The organism is Desulfosporosinus fructosivorans, assembly GCF_004766045.1.
Classification (GTDB): Bacteria; Bacillota; Desulfitobacteriia; order Desulfitobacteriales; family Desulfitobacteriaceae; genus Desulfosporosinus; species Desulfosporosinus fructosivorans.
On the sequence record NZ_SPQQ01000009.1, the window covers coordinates 26,664 to 49,866 of the forward strand.

The 23,203-nt window shown below is 43.2% G+C and carries 16 protein-coding genes; 3 read left to right on the forward strand and 13 right to left on the reverse strand.

Translation table 11 applies throughout. The annotated features are described in order from the left end of the window. Window positions 1-147: 147 nt before the first annotated feature. Complete coding sequence (locus E4K67_RS21265; RefSeq protein ID WP_135550398.1) at window positions 148-414, reverse strand: hypothetical protein; 267 nt, start codon at window positions 412-414, stop codon at window positions 148-150. A gap of 321 nt (window positions 415-735) precedes the next feature. Between E4K67_RS21265 and E4K67_RS21270 the strand changes: the two genes are divergently transcribed. Then, window positions 736-960, forward strand: coding sequence for a hypothetical protein (locus E4K67_RS21270; RefSeq protein ID WP_135550400.1), 225 nt, complete (start codon window positions 736-738; stop codon window positions 958-960). Between the two features lie 589 nt (window positions 961-1,549). Here the strand turns inward: E4K67_RS21270 and E4K67_RS21275 are convergent. After that, complete coding sequence (locus E4K67_RS21275; protein WP_135550402.1) at window positions 1,550-2,407, reverse strand: DegV family protein; 858 nt, start codon at window positions 2,405-2,407, stop codon at window positions 1,550-1,552. Between the two features lie 335 nt (window positions 2,408-2,742). Here E4K67_RS21275 and E4K67_RS21280 point away from each other — a divergent pair, with 335 nt between their 5' ends. Continuing rightward, window positions 2,743-3,618: a hypothetical protein gene (locus E4K67_RS21280; protein WP_135550404.1), complete on the forward strand. Its 876-nt coding sequence runs from the start codon at window positions 2,743-2,745 to the stop codon at window positions 3,616-3,618. A gap of 92 nt (window positions 3,619-3,710) precedes the next feature. Here the strand turns inward: E4K67_RS21280 and E4K67_RS21285 are convergent, their stop codons facing one another. The 10 genes from E4K67_RS21285 to E4K67_RS21330 all read right to left on the reverse strand — a co-directional run bounded on the left by E4K67_RS21285 (window position 3,711) and on the right by E4K67_RS21330 (window position 21,380). Beyond that, on the reverse strand, window positions 3,711-4,925 hold the full coding sequence (locus E4K67_RS21285; protein ID WP_135550406.1) for a (Fe-S)-binding protein: 1,215 nt from the start codon (window positions 4,923-4,925) through the stop codon (window positions 3,711-3,713). A 25-nt stretch (window positions 4,926-4,950) separates the two neighbouring features. Continuing rightward, on the reverse strand, window positions 4,951-5,793 hold the full coding sequence (locus tag E4K67_RS21290) for an FAD/NAD(P)-binding protein (protein ID WP_135550408.1): 843 nt from the start codon (window positions 5,791-5,793) through the stop codon (window positions 4,951-4,953). After that, window positions 5,793-6,809 (reverse strand): 4Fe-4S dicluster domain-containing protein, encoded by a 1,017-nt coding sequence (locus E4K67_RS21295; protein WP_135550410.1) that lies wholly within the window; start codon window positions 6,807-6,809, stop codon window positions 5,793-5,795. The genes E4K67_RS21290 and E4K67_RS21295 overlap by 1 nt, the downstream gene beginning before the upstream one ends. 10 nt (window positions 6,810-6,819) lie before the next feature. Continuing rightward, window positions 6,820-7,767, reverse strand: a complete 948-nt coding sequence (locus E4K67_RS21300; RefSeq protein ID WP_135550412.1) for a ferredoxin family protein — start codon at window positions 7,765-7,767, stop codon at window positions 6,820-6,822. Beyond that, entirely contained in the window at window positions 7,760-8,236 is a 477-nt protein-coding gene (locus E4K67_RS21305; protein WP_135550414.1) for a hydrogenase iron-sulfur subunit, read from the reverse strand. The genes E4K67_RS21300 and E4K67_RS21305 overlap by 8 nt, the downstream gene beginning before the upstream one ends. A 30-nt stretch (window positions 8,237-8,266) precedes the next feature. Further along, on the reverse strand, window positions 8,267-11,299 hold the full coding sequence (locus E4K67_RS21310; RefSeq protein WP_135550416.1) for an FAD-dependent oxidoreductase: 3,033 nt from the start codon (window positions 11,297-11,299) through the stop codon (window positions 8,267-8,269). A 205-nt stretch (window positions 11,300-11,504) separates the two neighbouring features. After that, a complete protein-coding gene (locus E4K67_RS21315; RefSeq protein WP_135550418.1) occupies window positions 11,505-15,713 on the reverse strand; it encodes a UvrD-helicase domain-containing protein in 4,209 nt (1,402 codons plus the stop codon). Continuing rightward, on the reverse strand, window positions 15,710-19,483 hold the full coding sequence (gene addB / locus E4K67_RS21320) for a helicase-exonuclease AddAB subunit AddB (protein WP_135550420.1): 3,774 nt from the start codon (window positions 19,481-19,483) through the stop codon (window positions 15,710-15,712). The genes E4K67_RS21315 and addB overlap by 4 nt, the downstream gene beginning before the upstream one ends. Before the next feature lie 35 nt (window positions 19,484-19,518). Next, window positions 19,519-20,424, reverse strand: coding sequence for an amidohydrolase family protein (locus tag E4K67_RS21325; protein ID WP_135550422.1), 906 nt, complete (start codon window positions 20,422-20,424; stop codon window positions 19,519-19,521). A gap of 14 nt (window positions 20,425-20,438) precedes the next feature. Next, a complete protein-coding gene (locus E4K67_RS21330) occupies window positions 20,439-21,380 on the reverse strand; it encodes a BadF/BadG/BcrA/BcrD ATPase family protein (RefSeq protein ID WP_135550424.1) in 942 nt (313 codons plus the stop codon). Window positions 21,381-21,543: 163 nt separating this feature from the next. On the opposite strand from E4K67_RS21330, the gene E4K67_RS21335 reads away from it, so the two are divergent. Further along, window positions 21,544-22,269: a polysaccharide deacetylase family protein gene (locus E4K67_RS21335; protein WP_135550426.1), complete on the forward strand. Its 726-nt coding sequence runs from the start codon at window positions 21,544-21,546 to the stop codon at window positions 22,267-22,269. Between the two features lie 43 nt (window positions 22,270-22,312). Here the strand turns inward: E4K67_RS21335 and E4K67_RS21340 are convergent, their stop codons facing one another. After that, a complete protein-coding gene (locus E4K67_RS21340; RefSeq protein ID WP_199242621.1) occupies window positions 22,313-23,161 on the reverse strand; it encodes a YitT family protein in 849 nt (282 codons plus the stop codon). Between the last annotated feature and the right edge of the window lie 42 nt (window positions 23,162-23,203).

The window sequence follows — 23,203 nt, forward strand, 5'->3', positions numbered from 1 at the left end:
TTATCATATAAACCTAGATATTACAAGAAAAATATTACCCATACCACCGTAGGATAGGTGGTATGGGTAATCGATTCGATTCAATTTAAGTTAAGTTAAGTTAAGTTAAACCAGTTAACTATATATAATTATCAAAATATGTATAGATTAGGCCGAGAGAAGCTCTTCTTTGGAACTCCTTTTTATAATTTTAGTGCGTTCTTGTTCTCGACTCAATTTAGCGTAAAAGAAAAGAGATCCAATTACAGCAAGGAAGATTGCTAAAACAAAATAACCCGTTGCAACAGAGACATGAAAGGTGTCAAAGGTAGCTACATGTTCGGTCACTCCGTCCTTGATGGCCAACGTTTGTAAAAATCCCATTCCGTAAGATAATAATGAGGAAAGATAACATATGACTGTTAGGTTTGACATTATTGCACCTCCACACAAATGTAAGACTGCGATCAAATAATCTAGACTTCTGATATATCTTTTATCAAAACATACAAAACATACAATCTTCCTACTCCTACCCGAACAGTACACATATTTCAACAAAAGGAACATCTGTTCTTATTATAGCCGTATTGTCTGAGAATATCAATATATATCTTTTAATAGCATAGAAGATTCAGTAAGTAGTGGACAATAGACATTATGAAAAGTAGCGTCTATAATAACTAAATTGAATAATTAAATAGTCCAATGTCTCAAGGCGTGAACTCGTTCAACTAAAGATGAAGGAGTGATAAAGTGCAACCTATAAAGGAAAGCGAACTGGTATATGCGATTTTATTAGAAGATGGTTCATATTGGCTAGGTGGAGGGATCAATAACAAAGTTAAATTAAGATCAACACTTAATTTGAGTATGGCAGCTTATCTCCCTCTCGATAATGCTTGTAGTTATGTAGATCAAATTAGAGGTAAAGGCATAAAATGCGAAGTAGTTAAAGTTCTAATAACTGTCGTCCCGTAAATTCGGTATCACAATTAGAAAACTGATTTTAGAATAGTAATACAAATCCACAAGAACAAAATGTAGGCAAGAAAACATTTAACCCCCTCTCTACCCTTAGCAATAAGATTAAAAGAGAAGATTAAGACGATTACGATGAGGGTTAGATCTGTTAAAACATATTTAGTGAAGTTGGACAAAGTATCATTCCGGATGGATGCTAAGGATAAGTCTAATGAGGATAGCATGATAATTGAAAGTAAAAGAGTATTGGAGAGTGTCGTCCATTTCGACTTTAATGGTAGCCTGTTATTAACGCCTGATTGAGTGATTTCCATAATTGACATTGTTTATCCCTTCCCTCTTCGTAATTTGCATTGCAGCGTTCAGTTTCGTATTGGCTCTTAACCACTGATTTAACTATATCATTGCACTTAGACAAATTTTTGTAGACTAGTTTTCGAGGGTATGTCCTCGATTCTCACCGAAAATAAGAGAAGCCACCGCCCGAAATATTGGCGGTGGCTTCTCTTGAGCAGACTAGAGTGAACTAGTTTAGCTAAAGATAAATAAATGTTGGTATTATATCGTGGGTACACTATTTAAACTCTTATCTCATAGCCTTGTGTGTATAATAAACAATAGCAATAGTACCTGGACCTACATGCAAGCCAATGACTGGTCCAATACCCATAATATCTACATTAACTTTTAATTTATCTTTAAGCACCTTCGCTAGCTCTTTTGCTTCGTCCAGACAATTGATATGTTGAACCACAATCTCTCCTAAATCATAGGTGCTAATATCTTGCAACATTTTATCAATCATAGCCAAAACAGCATTTTTCTTTGTTCTTACCTTCATCAGAATTGTTGTTTTGCCGTTTTCCACAGTCAATATTGGAATAATTTTAAACAAGTTTCCCAGTAAAGCACCTGCGCCACCGATCCTGCCACCCTTTTTTAAGTATTCAAGATTCTCCGGTATAAATAAGAACCGACTTCTTTGGATATTTTGTAAGGCAGCTTCTTTAACCTGCTCTAGTGTCTTACCTTCTTTTGCTGCTCTCGCTGCCATGACGACAGCAAAGCCAAGCTGCATACAGTTGGACCTTGAGTCAACAATTTCTATCAAGGCATCCTTATACTTTTCCAATACCATTTCTTTTGCTATTTGGCCTGTTGATACAGTACCGCTCATATCCGCGGATAAAAAAATACAACACAGACTATCGCCTTGCTCGACCACGTTGATCATTTCATTATACAATTCTCCGACTGGAGGTTGGGAAGAGGTTGGAATTCCTTTTAAAGCCATCATTTTGTAAAATAGCTCGTTATCTATATCGATTTCTCTCATGCTGTCATTACCAAAGGAAAGATTTAATGATACCATTCTTATGCTGAACTTTTTAGTAATATCCTCCCCTAAGTAGCTTGTGCTATCGGTTAAAATCTGTACTGCCATCTCTTTCTCTCTCTTTCACTTTTTGCCCATTTTAAATGTTAAATTTAATGATTGGCAAAGATTATTATATAATAGCTTATTATAACCTTTATTGTAATATCGTGCTCAATGTTCGTTTCTAGTTGAAGTAGTTCATGTTTTCTGATGTGATTGTTATAGTGATCTAGCTAAAGGATTGCCTATATATTGCAGGGATAGTCTAGCTTTCACATCTTGAAAAGTAATATAATATATAAAGAAAGGTGGGATATTTTTGGGCAAGAATGATAATTTCGAGAGACTTCTGATATCCTATTCCTGTCATACGTTGTGCCCAGATCAAGACAGGCAATTCCATGCATAAACTGATAACTATTCTTAATATTTTTCTTCTGTTGCTACTGGCTACCCCCTTATATGCTGGAAGCAGTTTTCAGTATATAAGGCAAATCCAATCAGATAATTTGATAGGGTATAAATCGGTTGTTCTAGATAAAGATGTGTATGCCCATAGTAACCAACTCGCTGATTTAAGGGTTCTTAATGACCAGGATGAAGAAGTACCATATTTCATTGCATCGGTCCAAGACGCATCAACTGAGACAGCTAAAGAATCATTCATCCTCTTAGAAGAGGCACAATATGTCTCTACCCAAGAGGGAACGGATACAATTATCACGATTCAGGCAAACCACCTTAACGCCTTTCGCTTAGAACTTATCACTAATGATACAATCGAACGAACGTATGGTCTATTCGGTGTCACTGATCAGTCAACACATTATTTATCAGAAGGAGAACTTTCTAACCTCCCCCCCTCAGATTCCTCTATGAAAAAAGCCATCGATTGGACGAATACTCCCCCTGTTGATAAACTTAGGCTCATTGTCCATAATCGCGATGCTAAGCCCATTATCCTAAATTCTATAAAGGTTAAATACTATCTTACTAAACTCGTATATAAGGATTTGGGAAGCAGTGAATATCGCTTAGCTTATGGAAATGATACTCTTCGGTCCGCCATCTACGATGTACCCATCAATAAAGCGATTATAAACAAAGAAGTTATTACACAATCTACGCTGGGAGCGGAAATCTCAGCGCCTATCATAGCAGCTCCTCCTAAAACCTTTTTAAATCAAAAATTGCTTTTCATTATTCCCTCCTTAGTCGTTATCTTACTTCTGATGTTGGGGGTACGTCGGAAGCTAAAAAAACAGACTAAATCTTAGTCGACTGGTATATTGAGATTAAAATTTAGATAAAGAAGCCCCGTACGGCGTTTTGCGCCGTCGGGGCTTCCTCGTTTCTTGGACAGTAATAATTACTCTGGTTCTGCTAAACCTAAGGCGATCTCGAGCAAAGGACTGAGATGCATAATTTTCATACCGAGCTTGTAGTGTTTATTCATGTCGTTAAACTGGTCAATACAGTTATGACAGGGAATACATCCTATCGTTGCGCCAGTAGCCAGTAATTGATCGACCTTAGGTTTTGCTTTAATCATACGCTGTCCTTTGGTCGCAGCAACTGCTAGAGCGCCCCCACCTGCTCCACAACAAATGTTATTCTTACCATTAGGATTCATGTCGCGGAAATCCATGACAATATTCTCTAAGACATAACGTTGTGGTTCAGAGACTCCTTCTTTACGAACAGTATTACAGGGATCATGGAGGGTGACAGGCAATACATTTCTGGTTTTATCTGGTTTTAGCGTGCCATCTTTAATCCAATCGGCATACAGCTCAACGATGTGGCGTACTGGGAACTGCTTACCTTTCCAAAAAGTACGCGCAAACATTCTTGTTGAACGGAAAGCATGGCCACATTCTGTGACAATAATTTCCTTAGGGTTAAGCCGCTCCGCTTCTTCGAAGAGCGGACGTGAAATTTCTTGAAATTCATCATTTTTACCGGTGAACAAACAAATATTGGTCGCGTCCCAGCGCTTACTACTCAAGGTATAGTTAGCTTTAGCAGCGTGGAAAATATTTAAAATAGTTTGCAGTTCACTCGGATAATGCTTGATTTCTCGAGCATTGAAACCAAACATAAAATCTGCATTAGGCACGTCTAAAGGGATCTTAAAGGTAGGATCCTTCAGATCCTCCTGCATTAATTCCTCAATCCACTCGATCGTTTCATCATAATCGATTTGCTCAACTGCCATTTGGTTACCCGTGCGAATGTGGTCATCGGCAATAATCTGCAAATGGCCAGGTGGCATAGCAGTTTTACCTCGGAAGGCTCTCGTAAGAGCCGCAATATTTACACCCATTGGACATTCTACCGTACAGCGTTCACACATATTGCAATTCCAGACAAAAGGATCACTAACCAATTCTTCCCGCATACCTAGCGCAATTTTGCGGATAAATTTGCGTGGATCATGGTCTTCCATTAAATCACTATACACACAACCCGCGGTACACATTCCACAACTAAGACAATTGGAATAATCAAAACCTTTCATCAAGTCGGCTACTTCGTTACGCAAGGTTGGATCTAAGCTTTTAATTCTTATGGGTTCACCCATCTTACTATCACCTCCGTCAATCAAATTAATATTCACTTGGGAGTTCTTTTAATTGAGCCATGGTAAATACCGGACCATCTTTACATACGTATTCCGTCCCGATATTGCAACGACCACAGATACCTAAACCACACTTCATCCGCATTTCCAAAGAAGTGATGATTCGCTCTGGAGGGAAGTTCAGTTTTTCTAATACCGGCAAAGTGTACTTAATCATAACTGGTGGTCCGCAGACGACAGCATAGCTATTCACTGAAGAGGGTGCTACTTGTTCGGTTATGGTAGGAATAAAGCCTACCCGTTGACACCAGCCATCGCACTCTTTGTCAATTGTGGTGACGAGGTTAATATTAGGATTAGTTTCCCATTCTGCCAATTCGTCTTTGTAAAGCAACAAACCAGGGTTTCTAGCACCGTAAATAACGGTAATATCCCCATAGTCGGCACGATGTTTTTCATCCATCATATAGACGGCCAGGGAGCGCAGAGTAGTGAAAGCAAAACCCCCACCGATGATAACGACATTTTTACCTTTGAAGTCTTCTATCGGATAAGAATTACCCATGGGTCCTCTTACCCCAACCATCGTGCCCTCTTCCATAAGGTGCAAGGCATTGGACACGCACCCTACTTTAGCAACAGAAAACTTGAGAATTCCAGGTTCAGTTGGGGAGGTTGCGATACCGAACGGCGCTTCTCCGTGACCAAAGGCGCTAATTTCTGCGAACTGTCCGGGCAAATATTTGAAGTTTTCTTCATCTTGTTTATTGAGAAACTCCAAAGTGAAGGTATTGATATTTCTATCTTCAGTTTCCACTAAGTTTTTGATGAGTTTCATTTTAATAGGTAGATAAGGATTCTGTTCCATTAGTTCACCACCAATTCTGCTTTGTTAACCCCATCGATGACCTGCCGAATATCTAAATTAACTGGACAACTTTTGATGCAACGACCACAGCCCACACAGGAAATATCTCCACTGTTATGGACAAAATAGTTGAATTTGTGCATCATTCTCTGGCGCCAACGGGTTTTTTTCTTGTCCCGAGGGTTATGACCAGAAGCATGTAAGGTAAAGAGAGGAGCCATGCACCCATCCCAGGTTCTAACTCGTGTTCCCGCATTATTGCGCACTTCCTCGGAAATATCGAAGCAGTGACAAGTTGGGCAAGAAAATGTACAGGCATTACAACCGATGCACTTCTCTTGGAGAGTATCCCAATAGGAATGATCAAAAAACTTCTCAAGTTTACTCGTGATGGTTGAGACATCAACTTGACTGGTTGTCTGAGCACTCTTAATAGTCTCAACGAGGGTTTGATCCTCAGGTGATAGTTCTTCAAGTCCAGCTAAACCGGCCATCAAGGTCTTACCTTTTTCAGTAATAACTTCTACTTGATAGGAATTTCCTAGATCAATTAGGAAAATATCTGCGCCAGCACTGCTAGCCGGAGAAAAGCCCATTGAGGAGCAAAAACAGGTAGGGGCAATTTTATTACAGGCGAGTCCAATGACAACGGTATTATCACGACGCTCAAAATAATATGGGTCCGTAAACATATCATTTTTGAAGACTGTGTCTAAAAGGAGAAAACCTTTAGCATCACATGGTCTGATTCCAAAAAGAATCGTTTTTTCTACCTTCAGCTCGTTCTTAACTGTTACATCTTTGCCTTCTTTTACATAAGACAAAAGTTTTTCATGTTGAGGAAAAAAGAAGGATTTAGGAGGAAGCTTAGAATTTAGATAATTCTGTTTGACTTCGGAGAAGCTCTTTACTGCTTCGTAATTAACTCCTCCTGCATCGCTAACCGGAGCAATTACTTTATACTCAGCGGCTAAAGCATCGAATGATTGACCAAATTTCTCTTTGCTTATCTTCATTTTCTTCACCTCACTCCTTTACCAAGAATGTTTCTGGATCCTCAGAGCTGTATTCATTAAGAGCTGGTACAACAGTTTCGCTTATGCCAGCTTCATGGTGATACATTTCGAAGACATCTTTAGCAGACTTGCGGTTCATAGCTCGTATATCGACATCTTGTGGGCAGGCGCGAGTACATGCACCACAATCAACACACCGGCCAGCCAAATGGAGAACACGTCCAGCTTGAAACATGAGATTTTCCGCACGATTAACTCCACCAGTGAGCCATTTCGGGGAATTACAATCCACAAAGCATTCCGGGCAATAGCAGAGAGGACAGGCATTGCGACAAGCATAACAGCGAATGCATTTACTCATTTGTTCTTTAAAGTAAGCTTGACGCTCACTATCAGACTTGTTTTCCATTTCTATAACATCAGCGAACGGAGTCGATTGGGAAACTTCTACAGTCCCGCCAATGTGAGTATCTTCAATAACAGGATTAGGGTATCGGCAGGTTTGGCACGTTACGTCTTTAACCTCAGCAAAGGCATACTCTTTAGAGCCTTCCATCCCTTTGACGGAAATCATGCCATCGGCAATAGCAGCTTCGATGATTTCTCCTACTTCGGCCTCAATTTTCCGTTTATTGACGACGCCAGGACAGGAAACACCGATGATATAGAGATCCTCTCTGAGTACCTGATTTTCCTGCATTAGGACCACCAAAGACCGACTGTCACACCCTTTGGCGACAATGGCTTTTTTTCCTGCAGTATTAGCAACAAAGGACGCGAGATTATTTTCACACGTTTCGTCCCAGATCAAGCGATCAACATCTTGCGGAGTACGCACGAAGCAAGGTGTTGCTTTTAACGGTAAGGAACCTTTTTCATAGCCGATAACAACGTCAACTTTTCCATCAACCAGTAATTGGCGGGCTGTTTCTCGGATATCATTAATGATGTTATTCATCCGTTGCACCCCCGTCATCTACTTTAAATATCCCTTTATTAGGTCCTAATGCAGTAACACGCTCCGTAACCCCTTTGACAACCTCAGCAAATCGTCCACCTTCAGCAGCGGATACCCAGGAAAAACTGACTCGGTCATCTTCTAAACCAACATGCTTTAAAAGCGACTGGATTAGAGCAAATTTCCGGCGAGCAACGTAATTACCACCAATGTAATGGCAATCACCGGGGTGGCACCCAGAAACTAAGACTCCATCTGCTCCATTGGCCATTGCTTTTAAGATATATAAAGGATTGATTCTTCCCGAACATGGGACTCTAATCGTTCTAATTGTCGCTGGATATTGAATTCGACCGACACCGGCCAGATCAGCTCCTGCATAGCTACACCAGTTACACAAAAAAGCTGCAATTTTTGGTTTGAATTCACTAGTATCTGGTTGGTATACTTTTACCTGACATTCTCCCATAATCATCTACCTTCCCATAATTATTCAATTCTAGAAGGAGTTTAACATTTGTACAATTTGCTCATTTGTACACCCTCTAAGGCTGATGGCACCGCAACGGCAGCTTGAAGCACACGCCCCGCACCCTTTACACAGAGCATCATTCACCGAAGCCACGTGGTTCGCTAAATCGACAGTAACGGCTTTAGCTGGACAGATAGCTTCACACGTACCACAAGCAGTACATTTGCGTTTATCGACGAAAGCATTCAACCCTGCCGATTCTACCATTTCCTTAGACAATGCTACACCGGCGCGTCCGGCAGCTGCCTTGGCTTGAGCAATAACTTCTTCCATGTTTTTAGGACTATGGGCTAGACCAGCCATGAATACACCGTCAGTGCTGAAATCAACCGGGCGCAATTTCATATGTGCTTCTAAGAAGAAGCCTTCCGCATTTAAGGGAATTTTGAACCATTTGGAGAGTTTCCTGCCGTCTGCAGGAGCTTTAATCCCAGCTGCTAAGCATAGGATATCTGCTTCGATCTCCAAGGGGCGATCTAAAACGTGATCCCGTACGGTTACAACGAGAGTATTTCCTTCTTTGGTCAAGACAGGCTTATCATTCTCACTATAGCGAACAAAAATTATTCCACTTCGTCGAGCAAGTTCATAGTCCTCTTCAAAGTAACCATAGGTTCTCATATCGCGGTACAGAATGAAGACATTAGCTCCTGGATTTTTAGTCTTGACTTTCAGAGCTAACTTAACGGATTTTGTACAGCAAGTACGGCTACAATAAGGATTTTCTTCATTACGAGAGCCGACGCATTGGATAAAGACATAATTCTGAGCATTTTCAAACTTAGGATCATGCTTGACTAAGGCTTCGTCCATCTCGATTTGAGTCATTACGCGCTCATCTTCACCGTAGAGGTATTCCTTGGGCTTATACTCTTGACCACCAATGGTGAGAATTGCAACACCATGCTCAATACGTTCGTCATTTTCTAAAGTCGTAGTGAAGCTACCCAGGAAGCCTCCAACTTCTTTAATACCAACGCCGACATGAAGTTTGATTTTCGGGTGTTTGCTGACACTTTCAACCAGATCAGCAACGAAAGCTTTGACATCTTCGCCTCTGAATCCAGTAGAGAACCTTCTAGCGACACCACCCAAAGATGTGTCTTTTTCAACGACATGAACTTCATACCCTTGATCAGCCAACGACAGAGCACTTGTCATTCCCGCAACTCCACCACCGATAACTAGGGCAACATGGTTCATAGCCATAAATATGGGCTGAACTGGTTGTTGCATAGAAGCGCGGATAATGGCTAGTTTTGTTAAGTCTTTAGCTTTTTCAGTGGCTTGTTCGGGTTCATTCATATGCACCCAAGAACATTGGTCACGAATATTGGCCATGTCAAACAAGTGAGCGTTTAAACCGGCTTCTTTCAGCGTTTCTTGGAATAGCGGCTCATGCGTTCGTGGGCTACATGAAGAGACTACGACTCTGTTTAATTTTTGTTCACTAATCAGAGCTTTAATAGACGCCTGAGCATCTTGAGAACAGGCATAGATTTTTTCTGTAGCATAGACAACGGTAGGTAGTGTCTTAGCATACTCGACAACTGCAGGAACATCAACGATGCTGCCGATATTAACTCCACAGTGGCAAATAAATACTCCTGTCCTTATGACATCTCCGGTTACCTGTAATTCAGGGGGATATTGCTTTTCACTGACTAGAGTTCCTCGCTCATCCGCTAAGATAGCGGAAGCCGCACCGGCTGCTGCGCTAGCCTGGATGACTGTTTCTGGAATATCTCTAGGACCACTAAAAGCCCCTGCCGCGAAGACTCCTTCTTTAGATGTATTCACACCCGATAGAGTTTCAAGTTCAGCAAACCCGTATTTATTAACTTTAAGATCCAATAGTTTTGCTAATTCCTTGGAGCTATCTCCAGGTTCTATCCCGACAGATAACACGACCAAATCATATTGTTCTGAAAGTATTTGCCCATCCTCGGTAGAATACCGAATGACAGCATCGCCGGAGCCATCGACAGCCTCGGTTACTTCATAAACACGCGAACGAATGAAGTTCACGCAATGTTGATTCTTAGCGTTTTCATAATACTTTTCAAAATCTTTGCCATGAGTTCTCATATCCATATAGAAAATCGTCGTATCGACAGGAATATGACTGTGCTCTTTGGCAATGACCGCTTCTTTGATAGCGTACATACAACAAACACCAGAACAATAATTCTTATCAATCTTGGCGTTTCTCGAACCAACACACTGAATCCAGGCAATTCTTTGAGGTTCTTTTTGGTCAAAAGGCCTCACTAAATGTCCATCAAAGGGTCCTGAAGCACTTAGAAGACGCTCGAACTCTAGGCTGGTAATGACACTTTTGATTTTGCCATACCCATAATAATCCAGCTTAGAAGCATCGAATACTTTAAAGCCTGGGTTAAGGATCATCGACCCCACTTCGACTTCTATTTCTTTGTCTTCCATCTGGTGGTTGATTGCTCCAGCTTGACAAGCCTTTACGCATTTCATACAAATGTCTTTGCCTTTAGCTCTACCACGTGTTTGATATAAACAAGTCTTTTCATCGATTGCAAAGGCATTAGGGAAAGCTTGAGAATACTGTTTAAAAGCAGACTTACGCTTTCCTAAGCCTTGATTAAATTCATCGTCAACTTTCACTGGACAGGCTTCAGCACAGGCTCCACACCCAGTACATTTGTCGAGATCAATAAAACGAGCTTTTTGCTTAATAGTTACTTTAAAGTTTCCTGCTTCACCCTCAGATTTAACAACCTGAGAATTAGTATAGATACGAACATTGAGATGGCGACCACATTCCACCAATTTAGGGGACAGAATACACATAGAACAATCGTTAGTCGGGAAAGTCTTGTCCAACATTGGCATTGTACCACCAATTGCTGACGACTCTTCTACCAAGTGCACTAAGTAACCCGACTCTGCCAAATCAAGTGCAGCCTGAATGCCAGCAATCCCCGCGCCTACTATCAATACAGCACCGACTTTATTTTGACTCATTACAACACCTCTTCATCCTTACTCTCTCATAATAGAGATAGTTAATACAATCACAATGTATTAAATTCGCCATATATCTTGAAATTCCTGCCTCAAACAGACGAAATATTTTGGAAAAGTGTGATTAGTCTATTAAGAATTCTTATTATGGTCTCAAGTAATGGGATTAAAAGCACAAAATTTGATCAATTAAGTAGATTGTGCTTTATTTGGCAAACAAAGGAATGCCCGTTATCTGACTAGACTTGCGAACTTCATCCGCTATGGCTATCTCTCGTCCAAGTGTAAACGAATAAAGTGTACAGCCTGAGATCTTAATTTTAAGTAGGCGTTCAATCGCCAGAGCATAAAGTGAGAGCTGAAGTGTATATCGTTCTCGCAAGATCTCCTCTGGATCAGTTTTGCTGTTTTCTAGCTTGTCCGCACTACTGCTCCAAAAGGAATCCGTCTTATAGTCAAGAATCTCCGCGTGGATTTCTTGGTGTTCATCCCTACTAAGCAAAACAACATCGATGACACCTTGAACTAAAATATTCGTTTTATCAACTCGTGAGACTCCCACGAGTTCACTCTCAGACGGAAAGGTTAACGTAAAAGGAATTTCTCGAAGTATTTGCTCTGCGCTGAAGAATCGCTCTCCCATTTGGGAGTTTAGAAACTGAGCAATCTGGGCTGGTTTTATACTGGTTCTTTGTTCGCCACTTAAAATTTCACGCTGCATAAGCATATTCAAAAATTCGCTAACGTTATTAATCTGTTCCAGTTCGGATAAATCTCGCCACTTGGTTGCCCATTTTTCGAAGGGAAGATGTTGCATAGCTGTGTGTAAAGCAGTTCCACGCTCAGCCGCGGTAAGTTTCTGCTCTTCTTGAAGAAATTTGGGGCGTTTCAGAGAATCTGTGTTTTTTGGAAGCGTAGGAAGCGGAGTTGTTCCCTCATCAGCATGCCAATTGTATTGACGTTTCAATTCACTGACACTGGTTTTTGCTACTTTCCTAACAGCTTTGAGGTGCGGATACTGCCAGCTTAATCTTCGATCGATCTCGGCAAATAATTGATCCTTAGCTTTGCTGTTTGAATCTATTGGAATCTGTTCACTTTCAGCACTATTATCAGCGCTCATCACTAGGCCTTCGTCCTTGCCCTCTCCGAAGTTAGTCTCTTGATTTTTGTCTTTGTCCGCTGTTATGTTGCGATGTATCTGGATATCCCAGCGTGAATTAATTTCTGAAATGGCTAAAGTCGATCGTCCCTCAGTTTCGCCGAAGAGCTTTCTCGGATGGCGGGCTAACGCTGGACCAATCCAATCCAGAAAGCATTTGGCACTCCGGAGTTGACCATCTGGTAAGGCGACCTCTCCCCATTCTAGAGTTCGATACCATTTGAGGAAGGTCTTATCTAAGTTATCCATAGTCCCATAGAGGAACAATCGTTCTTTGGCACGAGTAAGAGCTACATAGAGAATACGCAACTCTTCCGCTAAAGCTTCTTGAGCTAAACGTTGTTTGACTGCGTACTGGATCAAAGAAGGGTAGCGTACATTATTTTCAATATCAATGATTGGCATTCCCATACCTAATTTGGAGTGCAGAAGTACTTTTCCTTTGAGGCTTTGGGTATTAAATGTTCGCCCTAGACCGACCATGAAAACGACTGGAAATTCCAAGCCTTTGCTAGCATGAACCGTTATCAAGCGGACGACATCTTCAGTTTCTCCTAACGCGCGAGCATTTCCCATATCCTTACCTTGCCCTCGGAAGCGATCTAGAAAGCGAAGAAAGCGGAACAAGCCACGATACCGCGTTGCTTCAAAACGACTGGCACGATCATAGAGTACCCGCAGATTAGCTTGTCGCTGAGCACCTGCCGGTAACGTTCCAACATAAGTCAAGTATCCTGTCTCTTCATATAGAGTCCAGAGAAGATCAGCTAGGGACGTACGGCGGGAGAGCGTTCGCCAGGTTTGCAGTTTAATCCAAAAATCTGTAATTTTATCCTTTATACCCGTTGCTGTTGCCAGTATTAGCCGAGCCTTTTCAAGCCGTACCTTCAGAGATTCTTCATAGAGTCCTAATATCTTTTGAAAATCCTTGGTTCTTTCCGGAGATAAATTTTCCTCTTCATGAACAATCCAAACTGCAAGAGTCAACGCTTCATAGAAATCTCCTTCTGGAAGAATCATGCGGATTTTACCTAATTCAGTTCCATTTAGGCCAACGAGGGGAGAACGCAGGACCGCAGCCAAAGGAATATCATTGCGAGGATTATCAATGACTTTAAGCAGGGACAACATTGTCTCCACTTCGCTAGCTCCGAAGTACCCAGTCGTCGTTTCGGCATAAACAGGGATGTTGGCACTTTGGAATTCTTCGACATAGATTGGAGCAACGGCTGAGTAGGTACGCATCAAAATCACAATATCTGAATATCGGACAGGACGAAAATTATTAAGTTTCCGATCATGAATCTGAAACTCTGCCCCTTGGACCAGGCGTTGAATTCGTTCACTGACAAGACGCGCTTCAATTCGAGCCTTATCGAGATCCTCCGAGGCTATAGCATCCTCAGCCCCAGAGATTAAATCATCTTCACACTCTGTGGCGCCCTGGGTAGAGGCGAATTCCGGATCGTCCTGAGCTTCGCTCGCACTTAAATTTACTAGATCTTTCTGTACCTCATCTGTGGAATCAAGGGCCAGCTGGTTTCTGATACTTTTGAGGTCGATTAGGTGAACTTCTATCGGGCCTTCAGCTGTGTTAATTTGATTCTGATCAGAAACATACGCTGCTCCGAATTGTAAGGCAGCTTGATCGTCATAAGGAATTTCCCCGGCACCTTTAGTCATAATCTGACGAAATAGAAAATTGACTCCCTCCACCACCTCAAGACGACTACGGAAATTGCGGTTCAGATCAATCACAATTTCCTTTGGAGTTGTGCTACTAGGCATTCCAGAGTGCCAATGCTGCAGAGTACTGTATTTTTCCAGAAATAAGCTGGGGTCTGCCATGCGAAAACGATAAATACTTTGCTTAACATCTCCTACCATAAAGAGATTGGGCGACTCCTCCTGCCTTGATACCAGTCGCAAAATGCGTTCTTGAACAGGGTTAATATCCTGATATTCATCCACCAGCACTTCTGCAAAATAATCCTTTAATTTTTGAGCAATCAAAGAGGCCTCTCCTTGTTCTTCGAGCAATTGGAGGGCAAAATGCTCTAAGTCCGTAAAGTCTAAGACGTTGCGCTGAGCCTTTGCCACAGCATAGACTCTCGAAAATTCACTCACTAAGGTGCCCAGTGTTTGGGCCATAGTCCCCATCTCTCTTAAGGCAGGAAGTTGGTCTATAATGGGAAAAGCAAAAACCTCATCGTGTAACGAATTGAGTTTCTTCTTAGCCTCATCTCTTAATTTCTTGCATTCCTCTTGTAAATTCTTTTGATAGGACTCCTCGATGCTAACTTGTTCTAAGGCAGCATCTGCTCCGAGTTCGGGATTTGAACTGTCCTTAGCACCCTTTTTCTTTGCTTTGGAGCGAGCAGCTGGGAGCCTCGGGTAATTAACAGCGGACCGAAACTGTGTTTCGACCTGTGCCCAATCCCCTTCTATCAATGCGCGCTTTAATAACTGGACACGGTTTTTATCATCTTGTAAAGTCTCTGAGTACAGGGCTGGCCCCCCTGGGCGCTGCGCAATTTCTTCAGCTCTTTCAAGTGAATTTAAACTTCCACTTACAAGGTCCAGTAGCCCTTGGCGAACGGCTTGCCCCCAATCGCTTTGCATCATGGTTTCGATATCTTCCCACACATAAGCCTGCTCTAGTCCCGCAAGCCAGATATCCGGTCGGGGTTGACTATAGGCGAAGGTAAAAAGACGTAAAACATGGTCCATCAAGGGTTGATCATCACGATCCGAACCGAAGGCATCGACGAGTTTCAAGAAGTCAAGGTCAACACCTTCGTAACGAGTTTCAAAGAGCTCTTCAACGACATCTTGGCGTAGAAGGTCAGCTTCTGCTTGATCCGCCACCCGAAATGCAGGATCAAGTTCAAGTTGGTAGAAATACTTCCGGATTAACTCTAAACAGAAAGAATGCAAGGTAGTAATGTTTGCTCGCTGAAGAAGGGTACGTTGGCGGATGAGACGATCAACGTCTCCAGGCACTTGGGCGAGAAACAAAGCTTCGTCTAAGGCCTTTCCAATACGTTCCCGCATCTCATTGGCTGCTGCTTTAGTGAACGTGACGACCAGAAAACGATCCACATCCTCAGGTTCATCGGGATTCGTGATGCGCTGAATTAAGCGTTCTACAAGCACGGCCGTTTTGCCTGAGCCTGCTGCAGCAGCGACCAAGAGTTGGCCTCGTAACGTGATGGCGGCACGTTGTTCCGCCGTCCACTGGGTTTTACTCACGTCATCTCTCCTCCCTTTATCTCTGAAGTCTTATTTGTGGTGTTTTTAACGGTAATTATTGTTAAGTCCTCAGAAATTTTTTCATCCAGCCAGTTTAAGACTAGCTTGTTTGATTCCTTTATAGTTGGTAGTGAAATGGAATCTGAGGGAGAGTTCGAAACAATTCGGGTGTCTTCTGCCGACTTTTCGATGCGTTTTAAAGCTTCCTCTGGCTTTAAGGCGGGCAGGTCTCGGTATTGGTTTTCTGTGAGGTAGGGGTCAAAGTGACACACAGGTTTATATGCACAATACTGGCATCCCGTACTCTTCCCTCGCCGGTAAGGGGAGAGTGAAATATTCCCGTCTAATATATCTTCACCGGTCCGCCGAAACCATTGATGAAGATAGTTACTTAGTAGGGTGAACTCATCCTCGGTAAGGACGTTGGCCCCTTTTGTGAAAGTACCATCCTTTTTCAATTTAAGACCAAGTAAATCAGAATGCCCTATGGAAAATGTTGAGTCCATGGCTTCTAACACGCGTGGGTTGGCTAATAAATATCCACCCACTTTGACAGCTTTGACGCGATGCTGTTCTAGTTCCTCCGAGCTGAGAGGGATTTTCTCCGCGAGCTGTGGTTCCAGTACCGGAAAATAAAGAAAACCTGCGGGAAGCTTCCGAGAAAGGACATGTTCGATTTCTTCTGTTACTTCACTACATGAGTTTTCTGGATTGGTTCCAAGAGAGGGCAAAGCTGTCGTCGTATTTAGTAAGACTTCAGCGCCTTGCAAGGCGACATCTAGGTAGGTAAGCAATTGGAGATTTAACCCATAATAGATTGAATCCAGAGCTAAGGATAATTCGCGGGATTTATAATCAAGGATACGCAAATACACTTTCCCATCTAAGAACGCTGCATCTACGCGGTCAATTTGTCCGCATAAAAGCAGTGAATCGCCCTCTGTTAACGGGATGTTGACCCCAGGGAGGGACTCTGTCGGGCCAAAGCCAACCTCAAGTTGGATCGGAATAAATACCCCTCGGCGAGCATGTTCTCCGAGTACTCGTACTGCATGATGAACGGTTCGTTTAAGTTTATGAGTTAAATAACGATAGCGTGCGCTACTTAGGAGGATCTCATGCTGAAGACTTGGGGCAAGCTGCTCCGCCAGTTCACTGACGAGAGCCCAAGATTCTTCTTTCGTCAATTTCCCCCAATCTAAGCCCTGCTCCTGTAGTTTGATTGCAAAATCATGTAGCAGAGTATGGAAGAATTCGCCCATATCAGGGCTCGAAAGCTGGTAGGTAGACCTTTCGCGAAGCTTCAGACCGTAACGAGCATAATGTCCAAAAGGACACTTGGCGAATTGTTCTAGGCGAGAAACACTGGCTTTCAGGCGTTTACCATATAAGCGGCGTGCTAGGGGGCGTTGAATTCTTGCTTCCTGATTTTGGGTCAAGAGACTGGTCTGTAACCGCTTTACTTGATTTTGGCGGGTAGGATCCTGTGTCAGCCACTTTTCAATAGCCTCCCATAATGGAGAAAGAGGTTCTCCCTGGCGCAGAGTGCGCAGCTGTTCGGCATAGGCATGGAGGGCAGAAGTTGCATGGCTAATGCGGCTAATATCCTCCTGATTTCCTACAAAGCTCTCCGAGAGCGTTGGGAAAAGATGCATAAGGCGTGTGACAACAGGCGAGACCACCAGCCCTTTCCCCTCTTCATCTGTCAATGGATAACAGACCATAAGTTTTTCTGTTGCACGGGTCAATGCACTATAGATAAAAAATTGTTCCTCATACGTCTGAGCCTTCCCTTTTGGGGCAAGAGTGACCCCTGCTATCTCTAATTGTTTCCGTTCCTCTTCGTCAAGGACTCCATCAGAAGCAGGCCTTGCAGGAAGTACGCCCTCATTAGCGCCGAGGAGAAAGAGAACCCGCACTTCCGGATTTCGTGAACGATCAAGTGATCCCACTAAGACCTGGTCGAGCCCGGGAGGAATCAACCCGAGTTCGATAGCCTCTATCCCTGAAGAGAGAATTAAGGCGTAGTCCTCAAGCTCGAGACATTCATCCCCCAGTCCAGCGACCATTTCATCCATGACTTGGATGACGGCTTCCCAGATTTGTTCGTGTAATTTGGCAGCGCTGAGCTCGCCTTGTTCCTGATCCCTCTGCGCCCACTTCGTTAAGGTTGCTGGAACATCAAGCTTTTCTAAGAAGGCATATAGCGCTTCAGTAACTTCCCTTACCGTTAACCGATCAGCTTTTCGACTAGGCCTGATTTTCTGAATAAATGGGGCCATGAGATCAAAAACAGTCTTCCTAGAAGAGTTGAGTTCAGTTTGAAACTTAATCTCGGTGGCAAGCTGGGCCTCGTTTTGCCCTAGAGACCATTGTCGATGGTATATCCACGGAGCGTTCTTATTCCAGCCTTCCCCATGTATTCCGTGTTCTAAAACATAGTTTTCCATACGGTCGATGCTATCCCTTTGAAGTGGGAAAAAGTCCGTCTTTAAACAGCGAAAAAGTGGTTCGTATGCCCAATAGCTCTCCGCCACTTCTGGTATGGATAGAATCAGTTCAATTAAGGGATGATGTAGGACGGAACGTTTATGATCTAAAAAATAAGGAATCTCATAAGCCGTGAACACTTGTGTAATCAGCTCATGATAGCTTGTAAGGTCGCGAGTCATGACCGCCATTTCATTCCAGATAAGTCCTTCATCCCTAGCTAAACGTCGCAGTTCCCGGGCAACACCTTCAACTTCAGCACGCCGGTTGACGGCAGAAAATATCTGAATTCCTTCCCCTAGCGGACTCTCTTCAACCGGAAATTCACTGAGTTTGGTCATTGGAGCGGAAGACTGACCTTCTTCATAAGCTACTGTCGGATAAGCTGAAAAATATCTTTCCAAATGCCAGAGCCAGGGATGTTTAAAACGCAATGTATTCTCAAGCAACGTCGGAGGGTGCAAGTAGGTACCAGTCTCCGAGGCAATGCGTTGTAAATCCTGATAAGTTTGCCAAGAGCCTGCAAATAGCTCTTCTCCCACTTTAAAGGTCCCTGATTCCAACTGGCGTTCATCTGCCTGTAAACCTGGATCAAGTGGAGAAGTTATCACAACTTCCTTAGCAGTGGTTAGGATTATCTTTAAAACTTCTAATTCCTGAGGGGTAAATCCCGTAAACCCGTCCACCCAAATCTGAGCGCCATGGATAAGGGGGGCAGCAGGGATCTTTTCTGCCAAAACTGATAGCTCATCATCAGGGTCACGGATACCTTGTCCTAAAGCAGCTTGAAATTCTTCATAAATAAAGGCTAAGTCTTGAAGTTTATCAAATAAAAGTCCAGTTGTATTTTTAACGTTACGTAAATCCTCCGGGACAATCCGGTAAGTTTTAAATTCTCCAATTGCTTGAGCAAGGAGATCCGCCATACCAGGTCTAGTAGCGGAACGGGCAAACACATTTAAATGAAGACGATGCTTTAAGAGGATCCGACGCAGGAGCATCCTCTTGCCTATAGCTCCGATCAGAACTTTTTGCCCTCCCCCAGTTTCAGAAAACACTCGCCAGCCCAGCCGTCGAAAGCTTAAGACCTGGGCTCGTAAACTTCCACCTAAATCGGGAGTATTAGCTAAGGCAACTTCCATCTGATAGGTTGCTTGCTCAGGGACGAGTAGGATCAAGGGTGCTCCCCACGGCTTTAAGCGTAGCTCTCTGCGTATTTCTTCCAAGCACAGGGTGCTCTTCCCCGTTCCTGCACGACCGAACACGAAACGCAAACCCAAACAAATCGCTCCTTTCTAGGACATGATCTTCATAATCACGGTTCAAGACCCAATAAGGTCACCGCGTTATGATAGAAGATGGCATTCATTTCTTCTTGGGATACTCCAAGTTCAGTACATACTTGGGTTTGGAGATCAAAGTACTTCTTTGCCCAACCGCGCGGGAACCAACTTGAATCTGTGCCGAAAATAATCCTCTTCGACCCCACCGTATCCAAGGCCCGAGCAAAGAGATCTTTTAAGGATAGCGGGTGGGGCATCCAGCGAATCCAATCATTTGATCCAGAGGTGTCTATATAAACATTAGGGCTCGACCAGGCTAAGTGAAGGAGGTCTTGAAAGTATCCTGCTCCGAAGTGCGGGATGACGAACGGAATATCCGTGTATTCTTGGGCCACCTCCGCTAGGGTAATCGGACTGATCCGTGGATGGCGAATAATTCCTCCAGGACCACCTAAAACACCAAAATGAATCAAAACAGGTACTTTGCGATCCGCTAATAAGCGCCAAAAAGGCTTCAACTCCGGCGACTCAAATGGTAGTGTGGTCATTGGTCCGAACCACTTATACCCACTCAAACCCAGTTCATCCAGCGCATACTGCATTTCCTCCACGGCATTAGGCGCACAGAGGTCATGATGGGCAAAGCCAAGGAATTCCTGCGGATGTTTACGTACAACCTCAGAGAGAACCTTGTTCCCTCCTCCCGTCATGAAAACGACCTTCTCCAAATGATTATTTTGCACTTCCGCCGCCCAACGCTCTCCTTGAGCTTGGATACCGCGCATCTTTCTCTCGGGTTCTGGAAAGTCGAACACGGTCCGCCACTGCTCTTTTAAATCTCTGGCATAGGCTTTAACCAAGGGGTGGAGTTCTCTCCTAGCTATACCAGTTTTTGCTGGAAAATGGGAATGAAAGTCTAAGATGCGATCGGGTTTCATGACAAAACAACTCCTTAAAATTCGATGTGCCTTACTTGGTCTATCGTGCTCAATAGAGCTGCTCCAACGGACGGTGTATAGATGGGCTTAAGTATTTGAAGGGTGGGAAATTCCACTGAAACTGTAGAATTAAAAGATGATTCAATATATCCCCATATATTCCCTATACCACCAACTATCCCTAACTCTAATGTTTTAGTTTTCCGTAAGAGTGCTCTCGTCAATAAGCCTAATCCCACGCCAGCCTCAACTAGAATCGATCTAGCAATGAAATCTCCCCTTGAAGCGGTTTCAACAACCACCGGAACTAAAGATGCAACTTCTTTATTTGTACGTTTAGCCTGATAAAGCCAGTCAATGATTTCTTGCACCCGCGCTAATCCCAAGTGTTTAGTTATAGTAGATTCAAGTAGACTTTTAGGACCATATTCATCGAAAGACGCTGCCATTGCTACCAGCGCTTTACGTCCAATATCATACCCTCCCCCTTGATCGCCGATGAGATGCCCCCATCCTCCAACCCGAATTACTCTACCTTCAGGGTTAATCCCCAACGCAACAGCCCCCGTTCCCGCAGCCAAAACGTTTCCGGAAAATTCTCCTCGAACGGACATCAATGCCCCGTAAACATCATTCTCTAGTGCTACTGGAATATCTTGAAAATTAACCCCCGTTTTCTGACCAAGTACCAATAACTCTCCCTTTAAATTATCAGCCATGTTCTTCCAATCCTCTGGCGTGTCAATACCTGCAAGACTGATTCCGATCCCTTGCACTGACTCCTCCTGCAAGGCATCGCGAATCCCCTCTATAATATTCTGAGTAGCTTGTTCCATCCCAACCAGATGGTAGTTACTTGCTGGTTTACGCAGATTCCTAAGCACTCGTCCCGTTTGATCTAGCGCCACAATCTCAGTCTTACTGCCTCCGCCATCCACACCGATTTTGATTTCCATCCTTGTCACTTCCTATTCTCATTGGATTTAATGTGAGCATGAATTCTCAGACTCAAACATGAGGCAACTAAAGTGCAGTGCAGAAAGTATTAAATAATGGTTGATATGCATGGAATGTCGAGTTCATCCATAGGTATATAGAAGCGATTTGGGGGTGAATGTTATGCGTATTTATGTGTTATCTCGCCGCAAGCTGGTTCTCTTATTTTTATTTCTACTCACAACCGGGGGGGTTCTCGCCATTACTCAGAGTTCTTTGACAGCCCCATCTCTGGTTCGGGCACCGGGAACTTATTACATGGCAAATACTCAGGAAAAAACCATTGCCTTGACCTTTGATGATGGGCCCGACCCAATCGACACTCCTGATATTCTGACTATCCTCAAAGAAAAGAATGTCCGGGCAACGTTCTTTGTCTTGGGGCAGGCAGTGCAAGCTAACCCTCACTTGGTTAAACGCCTAGTGATGGAAGGGCATGAAATCGGAAATCATAGTTTTAATCATGATTATCAGCAGCGTCGTTTAGTTGAAGAGATCAAGCAAACAGATCAAGAGGTCTTTGCCTCAACTGGTGTACACACATATTTTTATCGCCCTCCCGGGGGGTTCTTATCCAAAAATCAACTGGAAACCGTTAAAAAAAATGGGCATATCGTAGCCTTGTGGAGTGTGGATAGCAAAGATTGGCGTAATCCAGGCGTAAAGCAAATTGTGGATAATGTTATGAAAAACGTTTTTCCCGGTGCCATTATTCTCTTGCATGACGGGGGTTATCAACGTACTCAAACTGTTAAAGCGTTAGGCCCAATTATTGATGCTCTCCGCGATCGAGGTTATCGCATGGTCACCCTGAGTGAGCTGAAAATGTTAGATTCTGAAATTAAGTAGCCCTCGTTCACTTAATGAACTATCAGCAATCATGTACGGAAATTTAATCGTTGGAAACAAACCCAGAACCGAAAACTTCTCCAGCATTTTGGACAATCATAAAGGCTTTAGGATCTACATCCCGAACTGCCTGTTTTAGTCGACCGATTTCGGGTAGACTGACGACACAGATAATCACGTCTTTGGGTTCGCAAGAGTACGCTCCTCGGCCATGTAAAAAAGTTGCTCCTCGGCCCAAATCAACCATAATTCGGTTAACTAGCGCCTCAGATTGATCGGAAATGATAATAATAGATTTCGTCGGAACTCCGCTCTGTATTAGATCGAGTACTCGGCCGTAGACGAATATCGTAACCAAAGTATAAAGCGCTGCTGTTGAGCCGAGTATGAACCAAGATATCATGATAATAACGGCATTAATAGCAAGGGACGATGTTCCCATGGGAACTCCATACTTACGTTGAATAACTTTGGAGACAATGTCTGTCCCCCCTAAACTGCCACCGAAGTGAAATATAATGCTTGAAGAGATCCCCGAAATCACCCCTCCATAAAGAGCTCCCAGAAAAATGTCGTTGATATTTATTGTCTGAATCCCTTTAAACAGATCCAGAGATAATGAAAAAATTACCAATCCCCATATTGTCTTAAAGACGAATTTTCTATTCACCTCACGCCAGGCTAAAATAAATAAGGGGATATTTAAGAGGAAGGTCATAATTCCAATAGGCAGGTTTAAGGTATAGTAGAGTAACAAGGCAATCCCACCAACCCCACCTCCGCCTAACCCAGAAGGGACAATGAAGCCCTGTATGCCGAAAGCAGCAACTATAGACCCTATCGTAATCGCTAAAATCCCTAGAACAGACCTTAAACGCTTTGGAATTTTCAAATGCATGCCCTCCCATTAATATGCTAAAAAACCTCCCCCACC

Excerpts from the sequence above, each read along its gene's own strand:
- E4K67_RS21305 (WP_135550414.1), bottom strand. The coding sequence starts at position 8,236 with ATGGGAGAATGTCAGGTAAAAGTATACCAACCAGATACTAGTGAATTC.
- E4K67_RS21310 (WP_135550416.1), bottom strand. The coding sequence starts at position 11,299 with ATGAGTCAAAATAAAGTCGGTGCTGTATTGATAGTAGGCGCGGGGATT.
- E4K67_RS21290 (WP_135550408.1), bottom strand. The coding sequence starts at position 5,793 with ATGGAACAGAATCCTTATCTACCTATTAAAATGAAACTCATCAAAAAC.
- E4K67_RS21275 (WP_135550402.1), bottom strand. The coding sequence starts at position 2,407 with ATGGCAGTACAGATTTTAACCGATAGCACAAGCTACTTAGGGGAGGAT.
- E4K67_RS21300 (WP_135550412.1), bottom strand. The coding sequence starts at position 7,767 with ATGAATAACATCATTAATGATATCCGAGAAACAGCCCGCCAATTACTG.
- E4K67_RS21265 (WP_135550398.1), bottom strand. The coding sequence starts at position 414 with ATGTCAAACCTAACAGTCATATGTTATCTTTCCTCATTATTATCTTAC.
- E4K67_RS21285 (WP_135550406.1), bottom strand. The coding sequence starts at position 4,925 with ATGGGTGAACCCATAAGAATTAAAAGCTTAGATCCAACCTTGCGTAAC.
- E4K67_RS21325 (WP_135550422.1), bottom strand. The coding sequence starts at position 20,424 with ATGAAACCCGATCGCATCTTAGACTTTCATTCCCATTTTCCAGCAAAA.
- E4K67_RS21335 (WP_135550426.1), top strand. The coding sequence starts at position 21,544 with ATGCGTATTTATGTGTTATCTCGCCGCAAGCTGGTTCTCTTATTTTTA.
- E4K67_RS21330 (WP_135550424.1), bottom strand. The coding sequence starts at position 21,380 with ATGGAAATCAAAATCGGTGTGGATGGCGGAGGCAGTAAGACTGAGATT.
- E4K67_RS21280 (WP_135550404.1), top strand. The coding sequence starts at position 2,743 with ATGCATAAACTGATAACTATTCTTAATATTTTTCTTCTGTTGCTACTG.
- E4K67_RS21295 (WP_135550410.1), bottom strand. The coding sequence starts at position 6,809 with ATGAAGATAAGCAAAGAGAAATTTGGTCAATCATTCGATGCTTTAGCC.